The following is a 16,881-nucleotide window of genomic DNA, read 5'->3' on the forward strand; positions in this document are numbered from 1 at the left end:
CGCACCCCCGGCCCGACCAGCTGCGGGCCGACCAGGTGCGGGCCGACCAGGTGCGGGCCGACCAGGTGCGGGCCGACCAGGTGCGGGCCGACCAGGTGCGGGCCGGCCGAACGCGTCCCGACCGGGTGCGTCCCGGCCTGGCCCGGCCGGGACGCCGGATCACGTCGGGTTCGGCACATCGATCGGGGTGTCGTTCACCTTGCTCTTGACCTTGCCGGCCAGGCTGTAGAGGACTCCCACGATGATCCCCGCGACCACCACCAACCCGACCACCGCCAGGGCCAGTTCGATGGTGATCGCACCCCGGTCCCCGGCCGCGCGGGCGGCGCGGACCCGGCCCATCCGGTAGTGGAAGAAGACGGACATGGCGAGCTGCACCGGCAGCAGCAGGGGCAGCAGCAGCGCTGCGAGCAGATTCCGGGTTCGGTTCATGGTGACTGGTCTCCAGACGAAGCGGCGGGCGGCTAGACAACATTGAGCATCTGGTAGAGGGCGGGAAAGACGATCAGCGCCGTCATCAGCAGGGTGAGCACCGAACCGGGAGCGACCATCCGCTCGCTGTCGGCGTTGGCGCCGGCCAGCTCCTCCGCGAGCAGTTCGCCCCGCAGGCTCTTCGCCCTGGCCCGCAGCGTGTCGTACACGGCGGCACCGTCGGTGCCCGAGATCCGCATGATGTCGGCCACGTCCTGCATCGGGGTGAGGCCGAGCTCGACGGCGAGCGCGTCCAGCCCCTCCCAGGGCGGCAGCCGGTCGGTGGCGGCGCGCTCCAGCGCGTCCCGGATCCGGCGGAATACGGTGCCCCGGCCGACCGCCGCCGCCCGCCGCAGTGCCTCGGCCGGACCGCAGTCCGCGGCCCGTTCCAGCGCGACGAGTTCGAGGTAGGCGACCAGCCCGTGCAGGTACTCGGTCCTGGCCTCCTTCGCCTCACCGGCCACGATCGCGTCGGGCACGAGCCAGCCGAGCAGCGCCAGCACCGGTCCGAGCAGCAGCGGCACCGCCACCGGCAGGCCGAACCCGACCACCAGCGCCATCGCCGCCAGGTACCCGGGCAGCAGCAGGCCGATCAGCGCGAAGAGCAGCTTGTGCGCCATGAAGCGGGCCGGGGTGCGGCCGATCAACGCCAGCTGCTGGCGCGGGATCCGGGTGCCGGGCAGGCCGAGCGAGCGCTCGCCGACCCGGTCGTACCAGGACTGCCGGTCCTCGCCGTCCACCGCCTGCTCGGACGGCACCCGGTGCAGCCGGTCCAGGGCCTGGCCCAGGTCCGGCGGGGACGGGCGGAGTTCGGCGGCCAGCAGCGCGATGCCGCCGGCCGCGACGGCACCGGCCAGCACGGCCCAGGGCGAGATCACCGCGCCTCCTTCAGCAACGGGTCGGGGGACTCCTCCGGTTCGGCGCCGGGCAGTCGGCCCGCCTTGCTGCGCCGGTCCGCCTCCAGCAGGCGGGGCGGCGGGGTGTGCCGGGCGAGCGAACGCATCCAGGCGATCACCAGGACGAAGGCGGCGGAGACCACGCCGAGCACCGCCTGGCCGACGAACGTCCCGTACGGCGCGGTGTAGTGGCGGTTGAACGAGCCGACCGCCAGGACGCTCACGATGATGGTCACCAGCCAGCGGATGGTGGTGCGGTGCTTGGCCCGGTCGGCCTCGATCGCCCGGCGCTGGCGCACCTCCTCGCGGACCGACTCGGCCAGGTCGGCCAGCGCACGGGCGAGCCCGGGACCGCTGTCCCCGGCGCGCAGCAGAAGCGCGGCCAGCACCTTGTCGGCGGTGGCGTCGGCGAGGCTGTCCGCGAAGGCGCGCAGCGCGTCCTCGGGGCGCCAGCGGGACTGCAACCGGGCGGCGAGCTCGGCGATCTCACTCTCCAGGGCGGGCGGGGCGGTACGGCGGCTGGTCAGGATCGCCTGGTTGAGGCCGACCCCGAGCAGCAGCACGTCGGCGAGGCGCTGGGTCCACTCGGAGAGCGCCTCCAGCCGCTCGATCCGGCGGGTGTCGGAGCGGGTGGCGTCGAAGAGCCAGGGCAGGCCGAAGACGGCGAGCGGGACCAGCAGGGCGGTGAGCGGGACTCCGGTGAACAGCCAGGCCGTCGGCGCCCCAGCCAGCGCCAGGCCGGTCTGGATCCGGCGCAGCCGGGCGACCTGGGCCGTCGGGCTGCCCGGCGCGCCGTACCAGAAGGTGTGCAGCCGCCCGCTCATCGGGTTGCGGTCGCGCTCCTCGAGCGGCCCGCCGAGCAGACCGACCACCAGCGCGACCGCGCCGCCCGCCACCAGCAGGCCGCAGAGTACGAAGAGCAGCATCACCGCAGGCCGCCGATCCGCAGCGACAGTGGTGCGCCCCAACTCCCGTACGGGTTCTGGAGCAGCGCCGCGTCGAAACCGGCCCGGCGCAGGTCGTCGATGCACTGCGGCGGGGTGTGCGGGACGGCCCGGGGCTCGCCGTGCTCAGGGCGCGGCCCGAAGACGGTGTTCATCGCGGGCCGGCCGTTCTCGCCGAGGCCGGTGATCTCCAGGACGTGCGAGACGAAGCGGTGGCGGCGGCCGCCGACGGCGGTCTCGTCGACCATGGCGACGTGCACGATCAGGTCCACGGCGTTGGCGGTCAGGCGGTAGGCGAGGCTGTCGGTCATGTGGGCGCCGTACTCCAGGCAGAGTTCGGCGATCCGGTCCACCACCATGTGCGGGCCGCGCGCGTGCAGGGTGCACATCGAACCGCCCTCGCCGTTGGTCATCACCCGCAGCATCGGGACGACCTCGCCGGAGCGGACCTCGCCGACGATGATCCGCGACAGCGTCATCCGCAGCGCGGCCGGGATCAGCTCACCGATCGTCAGCTCGCCCGCGATCCGGCCGTCCACGCGCTCGCCGTTGCCCTCCCGGGCCTCCATCGGGACCACCTGGCGCAGGTGGCCCAGGGTGTGCAGCCAGAGCTCGAACTCCGACTCCAGGGTGCCGATCCGCTCGTCCGGCGGGATCTCGGCGGCCATCGCGCGGAGCAGGCTGGTCTTGCCCACGCCCTGGGTACCGGTGATCATCACGTTCTTCCTGGCCCGGATCGCCGAGGCCAGGAAGGCGGCCAGGGTGGCGTCCACGGTGCCGAGTCGGACCAGGTCGGCGAGGGTGGCCGAGGCGACCCGGTGGCGCCGGATCGCGACGTACGGGCGGGGGGTGACCTCGGTCATCGCCTGCAGGCGCATCCCGCCCTCCAGGCGCAACGCGAGCGTCGGACTGGCGGTGGAGAGGCTGCGCTCGCCGCCGCCGTGCTGGCGGGCCAGGTCCTGGAGCAGCTCGACGAGTTCCTCGTCGGTGTCGGCCACCGGCGGTACCTGGCGCAGCGGTTGGTGCACCCGGGAGACCCAGACGTCGTCGCAGCCGTTGATCAGGATGTTCTCGATCTCGGGGTCGTCCAGGTAGGGCTGGAGCCGCCCGGCCCGGAACAGCAGGTCGTAGACGGCCTCGGCGAGCACCCGGTCCTGGTCCCTGGTGGGCGGGATGCCGTGGGTCTGGGCGTACGCGTCGGACCAGCGGGCGACCGCCTCCTCGATCAGCGCGCGGCCGCGCTGGCGCCGGGTCGCCCGGTCGGCCTCCAGGCCGGATCCGTCGGCCAGCCGGGAGAGCTGCTGGTGCAGTTCGGCCGCGACCTGGCGCTTGAGCTCGCGGGCGACCTGCGGGTCCACCGCGGGTTTGGCCGGGACCGGCTGGAGTGCGGGCACGCCGGTACCGCGGACCGGTCCGGGGGTGAAGGAGCCGCCGGGCACGGCGGCCGGCCGCACGGGCGCCGCCGGCTGGACGGTGGCCCAGGGCAGCTCGGCCGGGTCCACGGTGCCGCCGGGGCCCTTGTGCAGGGGGCTACCGCGCACGGAGCACCTCCCCGTACGCCGTCTGCTGCGGGGGCTGCGGCTGGAACGGCGCGGGGGCTGGCGGCTGCGGCACGTACGGCGCGGGGGCGGGCACCGGACCGGGGTAGGCCAGCGGGTGCACCTCGGGCTGCGGCGCGGCGACGGTGTCCCCGGCGGGTATCGGCGGCTGTACGGGCTGCTGGTAGGGCACGCCGGGCTGGGCCGGCGGCGCCGACCAGCCGGCGTGCACCGGCGGACCGAGCGGGGCCGGGTCCTGGGCCGGGGCCGGGGCCGGGGCCGGGGCCGGGGCGAGCCGCTGGCGGCGCCGCCGGACGAGCAGCTGGATCTGGTCGGCCGCCGACCTGGCGGTGCGCATCAGCTCCGAGCGGACGAACCGCCGGTCGGTGGTGTCACCGCCGTCGGAGAGCACCCGCGCGAAGCGGGGGGCGTACGGGAGCAGCCCGAGCACGGGCAGCGCGAACTGCCGGGACACCTCGACCGCCGGGTACGGGCCTTCGGCCACCAGCAGCAGCCCCAGCGCGTCCGCACCGGTGCCGGAGCTGTCCAGCTCCTCGCGGAGCGCGGCCAGCCGGGGACGGGCGCTGCTCAGTCCGCGCAGCGTGCTGCGCAGCGCGACGGCGACCACGTCGGCCCGGCGGGCGAGCACCGCCCCGGCCCCGGCCGCACCGGAGCGGCCGAGGTCCAGGATGACGTCGTAGCCCTGCGGTTCGAGCGCGTGGAGCGTCTCGACCAGCGGTTCCCAGGTGTACGCCAGGCCGGGCGCCTGCGCGGGGTCGGTCAGTCCGGGGAGCAGCAGCCGCTCGCCGTTGCCGGCCGGGGAGAGGTCGATCAGCTGCTCCCAGAGGCTCTGGGCGAGCAGGCCGCGCCGGTCGGCGACGGCCAGGTTGCGCAGCCCGTACACGGCCTCGACCCGGCCCTCCAGGGCGCCGGCCAGCACGGCGCCGCCGTCCGGGTCGCACTCGACCAGCAGGATCCGGCGGCCGGGCTGGAGCGGCCAGGCCAGCAGCAGGGCGAGCGCGCCGGTGGTGGCGCCCGGTGCGCCCGGTCCGCCGACGACGGCGACCACGGCCATCAGTTGCCACCCCCGCCGGCGCCGCTCGGGCTCGGTGACGACCCGTTGGAGGGCGCGCTGGAGGCACCGGAGGACGGGGTGCCGGACCCGGCGCCGGACGGGCCGGGGGCGGTGGCACCGGCCGTCCGCGGCGCCAGGATCACCTGGAACCTGCCGGTGGACACCCAGGCCGCCAGCCGGGGCCCGTCCGCGGGCGGCACGGCGACGTCGACCACCTGACCGCCGTCCGAGTCCACCCGGCCGACGGTGACCACGGTGGCGGCCATCGTGTCCGGCGTCCGGGTGGTTCCGCCCTGGCTCTGGTCCGGGGTCGCGACGATCAGCACCCGCAGGCCGGGTTGCAGCCTGGTGGCGGGCAGTTGGGTGCGTTTGGCCGCGACGCCGACGATCTGCTGACCGGGCTCCACCGCCGGGTCCGCGGTGACGTCGGCCTTGCCCAGCAGCGCGCCCCGGCGCAGGTCGGTGGTGGCACGCAGCCCGATGGTGCGGTCCCGGTCCCTGGCGTCCAGCGGGCGCAGCGCCGGGTCCCCGGCGATCCGGGCGACCACCACGTCGTCGGCGGTCAGCGCCTGTCCCATCGGGACGTCACGGGCCAGCGCCAGTACGGCGATCCGCTGGCCGGTGCTGTTGTAGAGCACCGCGCCGCCGAGTCCGCCTGCCGCGATCAGCGCCACCGCCATGGCCAGCACGGCCGGCCTGCGGCGCCGGGCCCGCAGGGTGCGCGGCGGGGTGCGCGGCACCGCCCGAGCCGGTTCGGGCACGAGGGTGGCGGTGCCGGGGCTCGGCGACGCGAAGGTTCGGTTCTCCACCGGGCTACGGCCTTTCGTACGGGGACTGTCTGTGGGGCGCGGTCGGGTGCCGACGGTCAGTTGAGGACCTGGACCTCGCCGACCCGCAGCGGGAGCGGCTGGTCGCTGGTGACCGGGAAGTCGAAGGCGAACACCTTCTCGCCCGTCCCGCTGACCACCGCCGTGACCTTCCAGTTCAGGGTGGCGGTCAGGTAGTACCTGCCGTCCCGCTGCCTGGCCGAGCCGGTCGTGTAGAGGTGGCCGCAGTCGGGCGAGGGCGAGCCCCCGGCGTCGGCGTGGTAGGGGGTGCCGGGCGAGGTGCAGTCCACGCCCGCGCCGTCACCGGTGTCCCAGTGCACACCGGCCAGCGTGACGGTGGCGGTGACGCTGATCTGCCGTCCCGTGGCGGTGGCACTCAGCGGGCCCGTGGTGGCGGCGTCCCGGTCGTACCAGAGCCACACCGGGACGCCGACCACTGCGGTACCGGTCGGGGCGGCGTGCAGCACGGGCGCGGCCAGCCGGATCGTCTTCAGCGCCTTCAGCCCCAGGTCGTACGGCCGGTCCGGCGGAGGCTCCCCGCCGGGGGGCTGCGCGAAGAACATCGGGTCCTTCGGCGTCAACTGCCCGTCGATCCCCCGGCAGTTGACCTCGTACACCGCCCCCTCGGACGGGTCGTGGCCGCCCCACTCCTTGGCGCCGGCGGGCGGCTGCTGGTTCATCCGGTGGTAGTAGCACCCGTCCGAGGAGCTGAACCACCCGAGATCGTCGTCCCAGCAGGGCCACTGCTGCCCGTTCCAACTGCACATCTGCACCCCGCCGCCACCACCCCCGGTGCTCCCGCCCCCGGTACCGCCGCCACCACCCGGCGTCCCCCCGCCGGGTTCGGTGACGACGACACAGATGTACAGGTTCTTGCATCCGGCAACACCACCGCTGGGGTCACCGGACGGGTCGGCCGTCGCGACTGGGTTGAGCGCTGCCGCAAGCCCTAAAGAGAGAACCGCGGCAACGAGAAGACGCCAAAGGGGCCTCAGCATGTCCGTCCCACCTCACGAGTGACTTCCACAATGAGCCAGCTGTTACCGGACTTTCGCAGCTTGGTCACCGCCAGATAGCGGGACAGGCGTTGCTGCGGATCTTTCGTCGCACCGCTCGCAGCGTCGGCCTGGTGCCATTCGGACACGTCCAGGCAGTCTTCCACCACTGCGGTCTGCGGATTGGCTTTCAGATCGACCTGACTCACCCGGGGAGAAGTTCGCGGCAGACCGACCATCACCATTTTGGCCTCGTGTAGCTGATGCAGACTTGCCATCGAGTCGCTGAGCGCCTGGCCACCCGAGTACGCACTGAGTTGAGCCCCGTCCGAATCGAGTCGTCCGAAAGCATCCACCTTGGCGTCCCACCAGCTCTGATACGTCCTCAGGACCACCCGGCCGACCGCTCCTTCGGGCCCTTCGGTCGGCGCGATCGACTCCGTTCCCGAACCACCCGAAGGAGTCACCGGAGCCACGGTCGCAACACTGGCCCCAGGGCTGGCGAGCCGGTCCGTGGAACCCGCCGATCCCTCACCGCTGCACGCGGTGAGTACCGTCAGCAGAACCACGCCACTGATCCCAACCGCCCCAGGGCGCAACACATTTCCGCGCTGCCGCATCGCCCCACCTCATCGCGGCCGACCCCATCCGTTGCCATGGCCGCCAGAAGATTTCCGCCGTCCCGCAGTGCCGCTCCGGGCATCGATTCTTCGCCACCCGCCCCTTCCCGGCAACACCTCGGGCCCCCTGACCTTACGCGGAAGGCGGATCCGTTGGGGCACTTTCTCGCCACAGAACCGCCAACAGTTCCTCGGAAAGCGACAATCCGGCCAATGCACCCCGCACGGCGGCCCGATTGCGCATCAACAGCCGTCCGTTCTGGCCGGGAACGAGCAGTCGGGCACCGGCCGCCCCCGCGCCCGGACCCAACTCGGCCTCCACCGCGGGCTGGAGCTCCGCCGGCCCGACGGCCGCGGGCGCTCCCGGTACGCCGTGCTCCAGCACCCGCGCCAGTGCCCACGCGAACGAGCCCTCCCCGCCGGGGAGGACGGTGTCCCGCCCGCGCCGCCCGGTGGCGAACCGCCCGACCCGCCCCCACAGCGGCACCCGCGAGTGCGCGAGCAGTTCGCCCGCGCCGTCCTCCCCACCGCGCTCCAGCGCGGCCCACGCCTCCCGGTCCGCGACCGCGTCCACCAGCAGCAGGGTGTCCTCGGCCTCGCCGTGGACCATGGTGCTGACCACCCAGTCCCAGGCCAGCCCGCGCCGGTACGCGTTGTCGGAGGTGCTGCCACCGGCGACCAGCGCCAGCCGCCGGCCGCGCGGATCGACCACCAGCTGGCCGAGCAGGCAGACCACCAGCCAGCGCGAGGGTCTCTGGGCCGCCGACCGCAGGGCGGTGAGCATGGCGTTGGCGTCCGCGTCCGGCGGCACCAGGGTCACCCGACAGCCCTTGGTGCCGGTGTCGAAACAGCGTCCGGGCAGCACCTCGGCGAGCAGCCCCGCCCCCTGGGCCGCCCGCGCGGAGCCGCCGTGGGCGCGGTCGGGCCCGCCGTCCGCACCGATCACCACTAGTTCGATGCCGCCGCCCATCCGCACCGCCCCCTCCCCCACAACGCCGACCTGCGCACCCGGCTCACCCGCCCGCCGTCGCCGCGACCCATCGGTGTCGATCTGCCCCGCGACGACCGCGGACTACCGGCCTACCGCCGACAAGCTACCGCCGCGGCGCCCGCGAACCGGTGTCATCGGCCGCACGGGCCGCTACCGCCGTTTACGGCCGAGAATCGACGCAGCTCAGGGACCATGGGCCCGATGGGGAGGGCGGCGGGGGCGGCACGATCGGTGCCATGGACCGTGACCACCGCGTGCCGAGCCGGTCCGCGCCCCCGGCCTGCACGAGCACCTGCTGCGCGCCGGTCCGCGCCCCTGGGTGACCGGCCAGGAGCAGCTGTTCGTGCTGATCACTCCCGAGCTGCCCAGCGGCCGGCTGCCGCTCCCCACCGGACGAGCCGTCGGGATCTCCGCCCCGGCCGGCCCCTGGAGCCCGCCGGGCACGTGACTCCTGACAGGTGACTCCCGAGTAGGCATACTCTGCGGAATCGGAGTCCAGCCAGCAGCACCCCCTCAGGAGCACGTTGTGACGACCTTCGCCTCGCTCGCCGACCTGACCGCAGCCGTCGGCACCGAACTCGGCACCAGCGAGTGGCACATCATCGACCAGGACCGGGTGAACCTGTTCGCGGAGGCGACCGGCGACCACCAGTGGATCCACGTCGACCCCGAGCGCGCCAAGGACAGCCCCTTCGGCGGCACCATCGCGCACGGCTATCTGACCCTCTCGCTGATCCCGGTCCTGGCCAAGGAGTGCTACGGCGTCGAGGGCGTTCGGATGGCCCTCAACTACGGCTCGGAGAAGGTCCGTTTCCCCGCCCCGCTGCCGGTCGGCACGGCGGTCCGGGCCACGGCCGAGCTGCTCTCGGCCACCGAGGTCACCGGTGGCGTCCAGGCGGTGGTCCGCTTCACCATCGGCAGCGAGACCAGCCCCAAGCCGCACTGCGTGGCCGAGACCATCACCCGCTTCTACGCGGTCTGAGCCCGAGCCCGCACGCCGGGCGCACGACCCGACCGACCACGCGCCCCGACCCACCCCGCGCGCCGCCCCACCGCACGCCCGGCCCACGCGTCCCGGTGCACCCCGGGGGCGCCTGCGGCGGCCACCGCCGCCGCAGGCGCTCACGCCCGCCCGACGACGGCAGTCGGCGCGTACGCCCACAACCGCGCACGGTCCACCGAACGGCGTGCTCGGTACCCCGTTCACCGGGTTCGACGGCCGCCGGAACGGTAAGGTCCGGTCAGATGCATGTCGTACGGCGGCGGGTCCGCTACCCGCTCGTACGCGTTGTCCCGCGCGTCCGTGCCGCTGCGTGCGCGCGTTGCTGTGTGCCCATGGAGGTGCTGTGCCCAGCTCCGTCTCCTGGATCTCCCGGTTCACCACTCTGACCACGCAGCTCGGCACCGCCACCGGCCTCGGCCCCGGCCTCCCACCGCTCCGCGACCTGCCGCGCCACACCTGGCGCAAGGTCCGCGCCGACGCGTTCGGCGCGGAGCCGGCCGGCGACCGGCTGGCCCGGGTCCTCGCCTCGCCGAACTTCGCGGACGGCGCCTTCCAGAACCCCGTACCGACCCGCCGGCTGGTCTACGACCGCTCACCGCTGGAGCTCACCCACTCCCAGCTGACCGCCAACCGGCCGCGCCGGGTCCCGGCCGCCGCCGTCCCGCTGCACCGGCTGCGGCCGGTCGAACTGGCCGAGCCGCCCGCCTCCGGGCTGCGGCTGACCTGGCTGGGCCACGCCACCGTGCTGGCCGAGCTGGACGGCCGCCGGGTGCTGTTCGACCCGGTCTGGGGCGAGCGCTGCTCCCCGTTCGCCTGGACCGGGCCCAGGCGGCTGCACCCGGTCCCCGTCCCACTGGCCCGGCTGGGGCCGGTGGACGTGGTGGTGATCTCGCACGACCACTACGACCATCTCGACATGGCGACCGTCCGGGCGCTGACCCGCTCCCCCGCGGTCTTCGCCGTCCCGCTCGGCGTCGGCGCGCACCTGGAGCACTGGGGAGTGCCGGCCGACCGGATCGTCGAACTGGACTGGTGGGAGTCGGCCGAGGTGGCGGGGCTCACGCTGACCGCCGCACCCGCCCGGCACTACTGCAGCCGGGGGCCGAAGAGCAGCCCGCACCTGCTCTGGGCGTCCTGGGCGGTGGCCGGGCCCGAGCACCGGGTCTTCCACAGCGGGGACACCGGCTACTTCCCCGGCTTCGCCGAGATCGGCGGCAAGCTCGGTCCGTTCGACGCGACCATGGTGCAGATCGGCGCCTACAGCGACTTCTGGCCCGAGGTGCACATGACGCCGGAGGAGGGCGTCCGGGCCCACCTCGACCTGGGCGGAGCGCTGATGCTCCCGATCCACTGGTGCACCTTCAACCTCGCCCCGCACCCCTGGGAGGAACCCGCCGAACGCACGGTCGCGGCCGCCCACGCGCTCGGCGCCCGGCTCGCCGTGCCCGTCCCCGGCCGGCCGTTCGAGCCCGCCGAGGCACCCGCCCTCCAACTCTGGTGGCGCGCGGTCGCGGTGATGCCCAGGGGAGCCGAACTGCTGGTGCCGGACCTCGACACCCCGGTCACCGGACGCTCGGCCGAGGACGACGAGGTCGCCGTCTGACCACCGGGTGCCCGCCCCGGGCCGCCGGGGCCGGACACCGACCATCCGACATTTCTGAAACCCGTTCCATCACCTGAAATGAGACTACGGGTAACCCAGGTCACACCGTCGAACGGCCCTCGTCTGCCAGTATGGGCAGGTGACCGACGCCATCAGCCAGGAAGCCCCGGACCGCGGCACCGTGGGTTCGTTCATCGAGCTGCTCCGGATCGAGCAGCTGGACAAGAACCTGTTCCGGGGCAGCTGCCATGCCGGGGCGCCCACCCGGACCTTCGGCGGCCAGGTGGCGGCGCAGGCCCTCACCGCCGCCGGGCGGACGGTGGACCCCGCCCGGACGGTGCACTCCCTGCACGGCTACTTCCTGCGGCCCGGCGACCCGCAGCGCCCGATCGAGTACGAGGTGGACCGGGTCCGCGACGGATTCTCCTACGCCACCCGGCGGGTGACCGCGGTACAGCGGGACGAGGCGATCTTCACCCTCTCCGCCTCCTTCAAACTGCCCGAGGAGGCCGGGACCCGGCAGCGCACCATGCCTCCGGTGCCGGGGCCCGAGGAGCTGCCGGACCCGTTCCCGCTCTGGGCCGCGAAGGCCCCGGAGGACTACGCCCGCAGCAGCGGCTTCCGCGCCCTCGACATGCGCTTCGTCCCGGCCGATGCACCCGGTGTGCCGACGGAACTCCCGGGTGTGCCACAGCAGTTCGTCTGGCTCCGGGCGGGCACCCCGCTGCCGGCCGACGATCCGCTGGTCCAGGTCTGCGCGCTCACCTATCTCTCCGACCTGACGCTCGCCTCGACCGCCGCGCTGCACGTCCAGAAGCCCCGGATGCAGCGCTCCGAGCCGACCCGGGTCATGCTGGCCTCGCTGGACCACGCGATGTGGTTCCACCGTCCGTTCCGCGCGGACGACTGGCTGCTGTTCGCACAGCGCAGCCCGTCCGCCTCCGACGGGCGCGGTCTGACCCTCGGTGAGTTCTACAACCGGGACGGCGAACTGGTCGCCTCCGCGGTGCAGGAGGCCCTGGTCCGCGAGTACCAGCCGCGCCCCGCACAGCCGTAGGCCGGTGCCGGCGGCCGGGCTCGCGCGGGCGGTGCGCTGATCAGGCGTCGTTCGCTCCCGGGTGGCCGCCCCGTATCATGGTGCGGGTGACCAAGGTTGACCTGTCACCACGCCCGATCGAGGCGATGTCGCCCCGTCAGCTCGAACGCCGCCAGAATCTGCTCTCGGCCGCCCTCGCGCTGGTGAACGAGACCGGGGTCGAACGCCTGCAGATGAAGCAGGTCTCCGAGCGCTCAGGGGTCGCGCTCGGAACCGCGTACCGGTACTTCTCCTCCAAGGATCATTTGCTGGCCGCCGCGATCGCCGACTGGCACCGCCTGCTGCTGGCCGACCTGGTGGCGGACCTGCGCGGCCCGCGCGGCGGGCCCACCGGCACCGACCGGGTGGTGCGGTTCGTCCGGCACGGGATGCGGGCCTACCAGCGGCAGCCGCAGCTCGCCCGGCTGCGGGTCTCGGTCGCGGCCTCCACCGACCCGTTCGCGAGCGAGGCGCTGCAGAGTCTGGTCCGGGCCGACGACGCCGCGCTGAACGCGGTGATGGCCCAGGTCCCGCCCGGTGCGGGCGACGTGGTCCGGCACATCGTCGGCCACGCCTGGCAGGGCGAACTGACCGCCTGGGTGACGGGTCGCACCACGCTGGACGACGCCCGGCGCCGCCTGGAGGACGTGGTCCGCCTGGTGCTCACGCCGTACGAAGCGCTCTGACGGTACGGAACCCCGCACGGTGTGCCCGGCAGAACGGCGGGCGGGGCCCGAAGCCCCACCCGCCGTCGGCAACCGGTGCCGTACCGTCAGACGCCGCTGCCCACCTGCCGCCGCCCGGTGCCCCGTCGGCCCCGGGAGCGTGACCGGCCCCGGCCCGGGCCGCTGCCGACCAGCCGGGAGGCGCCGCCCGCGGCCGCCGGCTCCGGCCAGGCCGCGACCGGGTTGCCGAGCCAGCGGGTGCCGTCCGGCACCGACTCGCCGCTCATCACCAGCGACGCGGCCCCCACCGACACCCCGGTACCGAGGTTCGAGCCGGGCAGGGTGATGGAGTGCGGGCCCGTGCTGGCTCCCGCGCCGATGTGCACGGTGTCCAGCCGCATCACCCGGTCGTGGAACAGGTGCGTCTGCAGCACCGTCCCGCGGTTGATGCTCGCACCGGCCTCGATGGCGATCAGGTCGGTCTCCGGCAGCCAGTGCGTCTCGCACCACACCCCGCGTCCGACCCGGGTGCCGAGCGAGCGGAGCCAGACGTTGAGGAACGGCGTGCCGATGATGGCCTGGCCGAGCCAGGGCATCGCCAGCTCCTCGACGAAGGTGTCGTACAGCTCGTTGCGCCACACGAAGTGGGACCAGAGCGGGTGTTCACCGGCCTTGAAGCGGCCGACCAGCACCCACTTCGCCACCGTCGTGGTGATCAGCGCGGCCAGCCCGGCTCCCATCAGGATGAGCCCGGCGCACGCGGCGGCCGCGGCCCGGCCGTCATGGTCGATCAGCTCCTGGAGCGCCCCGAAGGCCAGGTCGCCGAGGAGGGCGACCAGCAGCACCGGCACGAACCGGCACAGCTCCACCGCCCCGCGGGCGACGACCAGCCGCCGGGGTGGGTCGTAGGTGTGGCCGGGGTCGTCGGTACGGGCCACCCGGGGCAGCGAGAAGCCGGGACGTCCCAGCCATGAGGACCCGGCCTCGGCCTGCGGGGGTGCGTCGGAGAGCACCCCGACCAGGGAGTTGTCGGGAAGCGTGCGGCCCGGTCCGACGATGCCGGAGTTGCCGACGAAGCTGCGTCGGCCGACCTGCGAGGTCCCGAGCCGCAGCCAGCCGCCGCGCACCTCGAACGGCGCCACCAGGGTGTCGTCGGCGAGGAACGCCCCGTCGTCCACCCGCATCAGGCCGGGCAGGGCCAGCACCGTGGAGGCCTCCACCCGCCGGCCGATCCGGGCGCCGAGCAGCCGGAGCCAGACCGGGGTGAACAGACTGGCGTAGAGGGGGAACAGCGACCTGCGGGCGGTGTCCATCAGCCGGGTGACGACCCAGACGCACCAGGCCACCCGGCCGAGCGACGGGTGGTGTCCCGGCTTGATCGCCAGGCTGCACAGCCGGACCGTGCCCACCAGCAGCAGCGCGTAGCAGACCATCGAGAGCAGCACCGCCAGTGGCGTCGCGATCAGCAGCTGGACCATCGCGGTGGCCAGGGTGCGGTCCTGGTCGAGCAGCGAGAGCAGGATGACCAGCGCGGGCAGTGCGGCGAGCAGCGGCATCAGCCCGAAGCCGAGCAGCCCCACCCCGTACGCGGCGTTCCAGAGCCGGGAGCGGCGGTGCCGGGGCAGTGGCCAGCCGGTGCCCGCCGGGCCCATCTCCGCCGTCGGGCGGGCCGGTGAGCCGTGCCACTGCTGACCTGCGGCGACCTCGTCGAGGACGCAGCTGCCGGCGGCGACGTCCGCCCAGTCGCCCACCCGGGCGCCGGGCATCAGGGTGCTGCGGGTGCCGACCCGGGCGCCGGTGCCGATCTCGACACTGCCCAGGTGCAGCACGTCGCCGTCCAGCCACCAGCCGGCCAGGTCGACCTCCGGCTCGATGCTGGAGCCGTCGCCGAACCGGGCGAGTCCGGTCACCGGCGGCATCGCGTGCAGGTGCACGTCCTCGCCGACCTGGCATCCGAGGATCCGCGCGTAGCGGCGGGCCCAGGGGGTGCCGATCACCGAGGCGACGTTGAAGGAGGCCACCGCACGTTCGGCGGCCCAGAGCCTGAGGTGGACCGAGCCGCCCCGGGGGTAACTGCCCGGCCGCAGCCCTGCGGTGAGCAGCCGGGCCGCGCCCGCCCCGATCACCAGCCGCCCGGCCGCGCTGTACAGCACCAGCCAACCGGCGACGATCAGCCACCACGGCGTGTACGGGGCCCAGGCCAGCGTCCGTCCGGTCAGGTTGCCGAGCACGGCCAGGTTGTCGAGCGCGGCCAGGGCCAGCACCCAGCGCAGGCCGCTGACGGTGAACAGCAGGGTGAGGAAGGCCAGTTGCACCACGCCCGCCCGCCTGGGGGTGGGCCGCACCAGGCGCGTCCCGCCGAGCGGGCCGCCGAGTTCGTCGAGCCTGGCGGCCTGGGCGAGCAGGGTGGGGTGGGCGTAGACGTCGGCGACGGAGACGCCGGGGTGACGGGTGCGCAGCACCGAGACCAGCTTGGCGGCCGCGATGCTGGTCCCGCCGAGCGAGAAGAAGTCGCTGTCGCCGGCCACCGGCAGACCCAGCAGGTCCTGCCACCTCCCGGCGAGCCAGCCGGCGGTGCCGGTCAGGGCGGGGCCGGTGGGCGCCGTCGGGGCGAGGTCGGCCAGCGGCCAGGGCAGGGCGTTGCGGTCGACCTTGCCGGAGGTCTTGGTCGGCAGGTCGTCCACCAGGGCGAGCAGCGGGACCAGTGACTGGGGCAGCCGGTCGAGCAGCGCCAGCCGGGCGGCGGCGGTGTCGAACGGCGTGCCGGGGCCGCCGTCGGGAACCAGGTAGCCGACCAGCACCTGGCCGCCGGCCGGAGTACTGCGGACCGCCGCGGCGGCGGCGCGGACGCCCGGCAGCGCCTGCAGGGCGGCGTCGACCTCGCCGAGTTCGATCCGGCGCCCGGAGAGCTTGACCTGCTCGTCGGCCCGGCCGACGAAGACCAGTCCCTCGGGATCGGCCCGGACCAGGTCGCCGCTGCGGTAGACGCGGGTGCTCTGCAGGTACGGGCTGCTGACGAACTTCTCGGCGTCCTTGGCCCGGTCCAGGTAGCGCGCGGTGCCGACGCCGCCGATCAGCAGCTCACCGGTCTCGTTCCAGGCGACCGGCTTGCCCTGCTCGTCGACGACCGCGAGCTCCCAGCCGTCCAGCGGTGCGCCGATCCGTACCGGTTCACCCGGCGTCATCAGCGCGGCGCAGGCGACCACCGTGGTCTCGGTCGGGCCGTAGGTGTTCCACAACTCGCGGTGCGGGGCGGCCAGTCGGCCGACCAGCTCCTCGGGGCACGCCTCGCCGCCGAGGATCAGCAGCCGGACCTGCTCCAGGTACTCGGTCGGCCAGAGCGCGACCAGGGTGGGCACGGTGGAGACCACCGTGATCCGCCGCTCGACCAGCCACGGCCCGAGGTCGGCGCCGGCCCGCACCAGCGAGCGCGGGGCGGGGACCAGGCAGGCGGCGTGCCGCCAGGCGAGCCACATCTCCTCGCAGGAGGCGTCGAAGGCGACCGAGAGCCCGGCGAGCACCCGGTCGCCGGGGGCCAGCGGACGGCCGCGCAGGAACAGCCGGGCCTCGGCGTCGACGAACGCCGCCGCCGAGCGGTGGCTGACCGCAACACCCTTGGGGCGTCCGGTGGTTCCGGAGGTGAATATGATCCAGGCGTCGTCGTCCGGGGCCGGCGCGCCGGGTCGGCCGCCGGAGGGTCTGCAGGAGTCGGTCGCGATGACCAGCCCCGCGCCCAGCACCGCGCAGACTCCGGCGTCCGCCCACACCATCGCGGCCCGCTCGTCGGGGTCGTCGGCGTCGACGGGTACGTAGGCCGCGCCGGTGCGCAGCGTCGCGAGGATCGCGACGTAGAGGTCGGCCGTCCCGGAGGGGACGCGCACACCGACCCGGTCTCCTCGGCCGATGCCGAGGGACGCGAGGCGTCCGGTGAGCGCGTCGACCTGCTCCAGCAGCGTCCGGTAGTCGAGTACCGCGGCTCCCGCGTCCAGCGCGGGGGCATCCGGGTGCGCCTGGACGGCGGCCTCGATCACGTCGATCAGGGTCCGTGCGGGGGCGGCCGGGTTCACCGGCCACAGCGCCCCGCCCGCCGACCCGGGTGTGGTCCCGAGCGGCGGCAGACTCAAGTCCGCTACTTCACGTGATTCCATCAACCTGCTCTATCGGTCTCGTGGACTGCG

15 protein-coding genes are annotated in these 16,881 nt (G+C 74.3%); 5 read left to right on the top strand and 10 right to left on the bottom strand.

What is annotated here, in order from left to right; translation table 11 throughout:
* Positions 1-159 precede the first annotated feature (159 nt).
* The 9 genes from UK12_RS39295 to UK12_RS00355 form a co-directional block, all read right to left on the bottom strand.
* Positions 160-432, bottom strand: coding sequence for a hypothetical protein (locus tag UK12_RS39295; RefSeq protein ID WP_052681266.1), 273 nt, complete (start codon positions 430-432; stop codon positions 160-162).
* A 32-nt stretch (positions 433-464) separates the two neighbouring features.
* Positions 465-1,349 (bottom strand): hypothetical protein, encoded by an 885-nt coding sequence (locus UK12_RS00320; protein WP_045298126.1) that lies wholly within the window; start codon positions 1,347-1,349, stop codon positions 465-467.
* Positions 1,346-2,293 carry a type II secretion system F family protein gene (locus tag UK12_RS00325; protein ID WP_045298128.1) on the bottom strand — a complete coding sequence of 316 codons (948 nt, stop codon included), beginning with the start codon at positions 2,291-2,293 and terminating at the stop codon, positions 1,346-1,348. Before UK12_RS00325 ends, UK12_RS00320 begins: the two co-directional genes overlap by 4 nt.
* Positions 2,293-3,852: a CpaF family protein gene (locus UK12_RS00330; protein ID WP_082119162.1), complete on the bottom strand. Its 1,560-nt coding sequence runs from the start codon at positions 3,850-3,852 to the stop codon at positions 2,293-2,295. Before UK12_RS00330 ends, UK12_RS00325 begins: the two co-directional genes overlap by 1 nt.
* Entirely contained in the window at positions 3,842-4,924 is a 1,083-nt protein-coding gene (locus UK12_RS00335) for a hypothetical protein (RefSeq protein ID WP_063838182.1), read from the bottom strand. The genes UK12_RS00330 and UK12_RS00335 overlap by 11 nt, the downstream gene beginning before the upstream one ends.
* Positions 4,924-5,733, bottom strand: a complete 810-nt coding sequence (locus tag UK12_RS00340; protein WP_063838183.1) for an SAF domain-containing protein — start codon at positions 5,731-5,733, stop codon at positions 4,924-4,926. Before UK12_RS00340 ends, UK12_RS00335 begins: the two co-directional genes overlap by 1 nt.
* A gap of 56 nt (positions 5,734-5,789) precedes the next feature.
* Positions 5,790-6,524 (bottom strand): hypothetical protein, encoded by a 735-nt coding sequence (locus UK12_RS00345; protein ID WP_156178468.1) that lies wholly within the window; start codon positions 6,522-6,524, stop codon positions 5,790-5,792.
* A gap of 218 nt (positions 6,525-6,742) precedes the next feature.
* Positions 6,743-7,315 (bottom strand): hypothetical protein, encoded by a 573-nt coding sequence (locus tag UK12_RS00350; protein ID WP_156178469.1) that lies wholly within the window; start codon positions 7,313-7,315, stop codon positions 6,743-6,745.
* A 184-nt stretch (positions 7,316-7,499) separates the two neighbouring features.
* A complete protein-coding gene (locus UK12_RS00355; RefSeq protein WP_045298131.1) occupies positions 7,500-8,336 on the bottom strand; it encodes a hypothetical protein in 837 nt (278 codons plus the stop codon).
* 340 nt (positions 8,337-8,676) lie between these two features.
* On the opposite strand from UK12_RS00355, the gene UK12_RS44260 reads away from it, so the two are divergent.
* The 5 genes from UK12_RS44260 to UK12_RS00375 all read left to right on the top strand — a co-directional run bounded on the left by UK12_RS44260 (position 8,677) and on the right by UK12_RS00375 (position 12,724).
* Entirely contained in the window at positions 8,677-8,805 is a 129-nt protein-coding gene (locus UK12_RS44260; RefSeq protein ID WP_269431980.1) for a hypothetical protein, read from the top strand.
* A gap of 78 nt (positions 8,806-8,883) precedes the next feature.
* A complete protein-coding gene (locus tag UK12_RS00360; RefSeq protein ID WP_045298133.1) occupies positions 8,884-9,339 on the top strand; it encodes a MaoC family dehydratase in 456 nt (151 codons plus the stop codon).
* 364 nt (positions 9,340-9,703) lie between these two features.
* Positions 9,704-10,963 carry an MBL fold metallo-hydrolase gene (locus UK12_RS00365; RefSeq protein ID WP_231590974.1) on the top strand — a complete coding sequence of 420 codons (1,260 nt, stop codon included), beginning with the start codon at positions 9,704-9,706 and terminating at the stop codon, positions 10,961-10,963.
* Between the two features lie 139 nt (positions 10,964-11,102).
* Positions 11,103-12,020, top strand: coding sequence for an acyl-CoA thioesterase (locus UK12_RS00370; protein ID WP_082119163.1), 918 nt, complete (start codon positions 11,103-11,105; stop codon positions 12,018-12,020).
* Between the two features lie 86 nt (positions 12,021-12,106).
* A complete protein-coding gene (locus UK12_RS00375; protein WP_063838189.1) occupies positions 12,107-12,724 on the top strand; it encodes a TetR/AcrR family transcriptional regulator in 618 nt (205 codons plus the stop codon).
* A gap of 86 nt (positions 12,725-12,810) precedes the next feature.
* Here UK12_RS00375 and UK12_RS00380 read toward each other — a convergent pair whose 3' ends face one another.
* Positions 12,811-16,827, bottom strand: coding sequence for a Pls/PosA family non-ribosomal peptide synthetase (locus UK12_RS00380; RefSeq protein WP_063838184.1), 4,017 nt, complete (start codon positions 16,825-16,827; stop codon positions 12,811-12,813).
* Positions 16,828-16,881: the final 54 nt, after the last annotated feature.

Source organism: Saccharothrix sp. ST-888, assembly GCF_000955975.1.
In the GTDB taxonomy this organism is placed as follows: Bacteria; Actinomycetota; Actinomycetes; order Streptomycetales; family Streptomycetaceae; genus Kitasatospora.